Here is a 4786-nt window from a genome sequence, read left to right on the forward strand (position 1 = left end):
CAGGCCTGGGGGTCCAGCGCGGTTGCGGCCATCGCCGCGCGCCGCGCGCGCGACGCCCATTCCCTGGTCGACCAGGCGGCGCAGGCTGTCGGCCAGCATGCGCTGTTCTTCGGTGTAGATGAAATCCATTGTCGCGTTCCTTCGAGAGCCCAGCGCGCCGGGCTCGTCCTAGAGACCCAGCATGAGGCGGGCGATGATGCCCTTCTGCACTTCGGTCGTGCCGCCGTAGATGGTGGTCTTGCGCATGTCGGCATAGCCCGCGCCGGCAGCGGCCGCCATCTCGGGGCCGGGGCCGTGGTCGTCCGCCTCGGCGAACATCCATTCGGGGTCGTAGGGCCAGGCGTCGGGGCCGGCCACCTCCATCTGCAGCATGGCGAGATCCTGCTGGATCTCGGAGCCGCGTATCTTCAGCACCGAGGCCTCGGGCCCGGGCGTGCCGCCGTTGTTCGCCGCCACGCGCAGCAGCAGCATCTCCAGCGCCATGATGTCCACCTCGATGCGCGAGATACGGTCGCGCATGCGGGGATCGGACAGCAGCGGCCTGCCGCCGGACTGCGCCTGCGCAGCCATGCGCTTGAGCACGCCCAGCTCGCGGTGGCAGTGGCCCAGGCCGGCGATGCCGGTGCGCTCGTGCCCCAGCAGGTACTTGGCGTAGGTCCAGCCCTGGTTCTCCTCGCCCACCAGGTTCTCGACCGGCACGCGCACGTTCTCCAGCCAGACTTCGTTCACGTCGTGGCCGCCGTCCAGCGTGCGGATGGGGCGCACCGTGACGCCCGGCGAGCGCATATCGAGCAACAGCATGGAAATGCCGCGCTGCGGGCGCGCCTCGGTGTCGGTGCGCACCAGGCAGAACATCCAGTCGGCGTATTGCGCCAGCGTGGTCCAGGTTTTCTGGCCATTGACCACGTAATGATCGCCGTCGCGCTCAGCGCGCGTCTTGAGCGAGGCCAGGTCGGAGCCGGAGCCGGGCTCGGAATAGCCCTGGCACCACCAGTCTTCCACGCGGATGATGCGCGGCAGGAAGCGCTCGCGCTGGGCCGGGCTGCCGTATTTCATGAGCACGGGGCCGATCATGGAAAGGCCGAAAGGCAGCAGGCGCGGCGCGCCCGCCTTGAAGCACTCCACCTCGAAGATCAGCCGCTGCAGGGCGTTCCAGCCCGTGCCGCCGTATTCCTTCGGCCAGCTGGGCGCGCCCCAGCCTCGATCGGCCAGGATGTTGTGCCAGCGCACGTAGTCGTCGCGCTCCAGGCGCTGATGGGCGAGCACCTTGGCGCGCAGCTCCGGCGGCACGCCCGCCTCGGCGAACGCGCGCACTTCCTCGCGGAACCGGCGCTCTTGCGGCGTCCAGGTCAGGTTCATGGTCTACCTCCGTTTCATTGCACGTATCTAGCCACGAGCCGCCCGCCCCGGGCAATCTGCGGTTGCCGAAGACGGGGTTTGGCGCGGACGTAGCCTTGCCCCTCCCGCTCCCCTCTACGGGCTGCCAAAACCCCTGCTTCAGCAATGAAGAATGGCAGAACCGCGCCGCTTTGCGGACACTGATTCCGGGACAAACATCCGGAATCAGGCATATGACGCAAAGCGACAAAGGCGCCCAGGCCCAGTACCAGCAGGCGCTGGACGACGGGCGCTTCCTCATCCAGAAATGCGCCGGCTGCGCGCGGGCGGTGTTCTACCCGCGCATGATCTGTCCGCATTGCGGCGGCGGCGAACTGGCGTGGACCAGCCCCTCGGGACGCGGCACGGTCTACTCGACCACCACCGTGCGGCGCAAGCCGGAAGCGGGCGGCGACTACAACGTCGCGCTCGTGGATCTGGCCGAAGGCGTGCGGCTGATGAGCCGCGTGGAAGGCGTGGCGCCCCGGGACGTGCGCATCGGCATGCCGGTGCGGGCGCGGGTAATCCAGCAAGACGGCCACGGTCTGGTGGTGTTCACGGCAGAGGACGAGACGCAATGAAACTGAACGATCTGCGCGGCGCGGTGGCCGTGGCCGGCGTGGGCCATGCCGGCCTGGGACAGGCGCACGGCTTTACCGAAATGGAAATCCTGGTGCAGGCGGCGCAGCGCGCCGTGGCCGATGCCGGCCTGACCATGCGCGACATCGACGGCATCTGCACGGCCAGCGTGGCCGCGCCCATGTGGGCCATGCCGGTGGTCGAGCACCTGGGCATCCGTCCGACTTTCATCGACAGCACCATGCTGGGCGGCTCCAGCTTCGTGGCCCACCTGCTCCCGGCCCTGCACGCGCTGGCCAGCGGCCAGTGCAGCGCCGTGCTGGTCTGCTACGGCAGCACCCAGCGCACGTCCACGCTCAGCCGCGCCGAGATCGGCCGCGTGCGCAAGAGCTTCGATCCGCAGCCCTACGAGACGCCCTACGATCCGCTCAGCCCGCTCTCGTCCTATGCGCTGGCCGCCGCGCGCCACATGCACCAGTACGGAACGCGCCGCGAAGACCTGGCGCAGGTGGCCCTGGCCGCCAACAAATGGGCCCAGCTCAACCCCGAGGCGCAACTGCGCGAACCCGCCACGCTGGACCAGATCCTGTCGTCGCGCATGGTGTCCGACCCGCTCACCGTGCGCGACTGCTGCCTGGTGACCGACGGCGCGGGCGCCTACGTGCTGGTGCGCGCCGACCGCGCGCGCGACCTGCCCAAACCCCCGGTCTACGTGCTGGGCAACGCCACCGCCGTCTGGAACCGCCAGATCTCGTCGATGGAAGACCTGACCGTCACGGCCGCCACCGAATCGGGCCGGCGCGCCTTCGAGATGGCCGGCGTCAGGCCCGCCGACATCGACGTGGTGGAGCTGTACGACGCCTTCACCATCAACACGCTGCTCTTCCTGGAAGACCTGGGCTTCTGCGCCAAGGGCGAGGCCAAGGACTTCATCGCCGACGGCGCCATCGCCCCCGGCGGCCGCCTGCCCGTCAACACCAACGGCGGCGGGCTGTGCTGCGTGCATCCCGGCATGTACGGCGTGTTCATCATGATCGAGGCCGTGCGGCAGCTCCGCGGCGAGTGCGGCGCGCGCCAGGTGGCCGGCGCGGAGCTGGCGTTGGTGCACGGCAACGGCGGCACGCTCTCGAGCCAGTCCACCGCGGTGCTGGGCACCCAGGCCGCGCTTTGATCCCCGAACCCCACGCCAGGCCATCCATCATGTCGCAGTCTCCCGCTCACACCCGCATCCACCAGCTGCTGATGCAGCAGGCCCGGGAACGGCCCGACGCCGTTTTCCTGCACGAAGAAGGAGGCGCCGTGCTGCGCTATGCCGAGGCCTGGGAACGCGTGCGCCGGGCGGCGGACTGGCTGTCGCGGCAAGGCGTGCGGCCCGGCCATCGCGTGCTGATGGCCGGCGAGAACTGCGCCGCCATGGTGGTGGCGCTGTTCGCCTGCAGCCTGGCGGGCGCCTGGCCCGTGGGCGTGAACGCCCGGCTGTCCGGGCGTGAAGTGGGCAATATCCGCGAGCATGCCCAGCCCCTGATCTCGCTCTACATCACGGGGGTCTCGGCCGCCGCGCAGGGCCATGCGCGCGAGGCCGGGGCCCGCGAGGCCGATCCCGAGGCTTGGGGGCCGGGCGTGATGTATGCGCCGGCCGCCGCTCCCACCGAGCCGGAGGCGGGCGGACCGGGCCGGCGAGTGGCCACCGTCATCTACACTTCGGGCACCACCGGCGCGCCCAAGGGCGTGATGGTGCCGCACCGCGGCCTGGCTGCACTTCGCGCGCGTGTCGGCCGCCTCGCGCCGGCTGACGCCGCAGGACATCGGCTACGCGGCCCTGCCGCTCTCCCACATCTTCGGCATCGCCACGGTGCTGATGGCGACGGTGCATGCCGGCGCCAGCCTGGTGGTGCGCAGCCGGTTCGAGGCCGAAGACGTCTTCAAGGCGCTCGCGCATCCTGGCATCAGCATCTGCAAGGCGTGCCCACGATGTTCACCCGCCTGCTGGCGTCCGCGCCCCCGCGGGCCGCGCTGCGCGCGCCGCGGCTGCGGTACCTGTACACGGGCGGCGCGCGCTCGACCCTACCCTCAAGCGCGACGTGGAGCGCTATTTCGGCCTGCCCATGCATCATGGCTACGGCATCACCGAATATGCCGGCTCCATGTTCATCACCGACATCGACCACCCGCGCGACGATTGCTCCGCGGGCCATGCCGTGGAGGGCGTGGAACTGCGCATCGGCTCGCCCGAGCGCAGCGAGCGCGGCCCGGCGAGCGCGGCGACATTCTCATCCGCGGCCCGGGCGTGATGCTGGGCTATTACCGCGACCCGGCGCAGACCGCCCAGGCGCTGCTGCCCGGCGGCTGGCTCCACACCGGCGACATCGGCTACGTGGACGGCACGGGCGCGCTGTTCATCGCCGGCCGCTCCAAGGATCTCATCATCCGCTCGGGCTTCAACGTCTATCCCATCGAAGTGGAGGCCGTCATCAATGCGTTTCCGGGCGTGCGCCTGTCGGCCGTGGTGGGCCGCCCCACCGAAGACCGCAACGAGGAAGTCATTGCCTTCGTGGAGCCCCTGCCCGGCGTCTCGCTCGACGTCTCCCTGCTAGCCACGCATCTGCGCGCGCAGCTCGCGCCCTACAAGCGCCCGGCGCAGATCATTCCCATCGACACGATTCCCACCACAGTCAGCGGCAAGATCCTCAAGCAGCCGCTGAAAGAAAGGCTGGCGTAGGCGCATGGCGCGCCCGCGACCGGTCCATCCACGCAAAGGAGAAACCACCGTGAAACTCAAGACCCTCTTCGCCGCGGCGGCCGATGGTGGCGCTGGCCGGCGCGTCCAGCG

The 4786-nt window shown here is 70.1% G+C and carries 5 protein-coding genes and 1 pseudogene; 5 read left to right on the forward strand and 1 reads right to left on the reverse strand.

Annotated features, from left to right (window positions below):
- Nucleotides 1-168: 168 nt before the first annotated feature.
- Nucleotides 169-1359, reverse strand: a complete 1191-nt coding sequence (locus AD428_RS22930) for an acyl-CoA dehydrogenase family protein (RefSeq protein ID WP_053246691.1) — start codon at nucleotides 1357-1359, stop codon at nucleotides 169-171.
- A gap of 212 nt (nucleotides 1360-1571) precedes the next feature.
- Between AD428_RS22930 and AD428_RS22935 the strand changes: the two genes are divergently transcribed.
- The 5 genes and pseudogenes from AD428_RS22935 to AD428_RS29860 all read left to right on the forward strand — a co-directional run bounded on the left by AD428_RS22935 (nucleotide 1572) and on the right by AD428_RS29860 (nucleotide 4675).
- Nucleotides 1572-1958, forward strand: a complete 387-nt coding sequence (locus AD428_RS22935) for a Zn-ribbon domain-containing OB-fold protein (RefSeq protein ID WP_053246692.1) — start codon at nucleotides 1572-1574, stop codon at nucleotides 1956-1958.
- The gene (locus AD428_RS22940; protein WP_053246693.1) at nucleotides 1955-3127 is read left to right on the forward strand and encodes a thiolase; all 1173 of its coding nucleotides are present in this window, start codon (nucleotides 1955-1957) and stop codon (nucleotides 3125-3127) included. The genes AD428_RS22935 and AD428_RS22940 overlap by 4 nt, the downstream gene beginning before the upstream one ends.
- A gap of 71 nt (nucleotides 3128-3198) precedes the next feature.
- Nucleotides 3199-3984: pseudogene (locus tag AD428_RS29850) on the forward strand (AMP-binding protein); the annotation flags it as partial.
- A gap of 53 nt (nucleotides 3985-4037) precedes the next feature.
- Nucleotides 4038-4247: a hypothetical protein gene (locus AD428_RS29855; RefSeq protein ID WP_369798820.1), complete on the forward strand. Its 210-nt coding sequence runs from the start codon at nucleotides 4038-4040 to the stop codon at nucleotides 4245-4247.
- Nucleotides 4247-4675: a class I adenylate-forming enzyme family protein gene (locus AD428_RS29860; RefSeq protein ID WP_369798821.1), complete on the forward strand. Its 429-nt coding sequence runs from the start codon at nucleotides 4247-4249 to the stop codon at nucleotides 4673-4675. The genes AD428_RS29855 and AD428_RS29860 overlap by 1 nt, the downstream gene beginning before the upstream one ends.
- The last annotated feature ends 111 nt before the right edge of the window (nucleotides 4676-4786 follow it).

This window comes from Achromobacter sp. DMS1 (genome assembly GCF_001270295.1).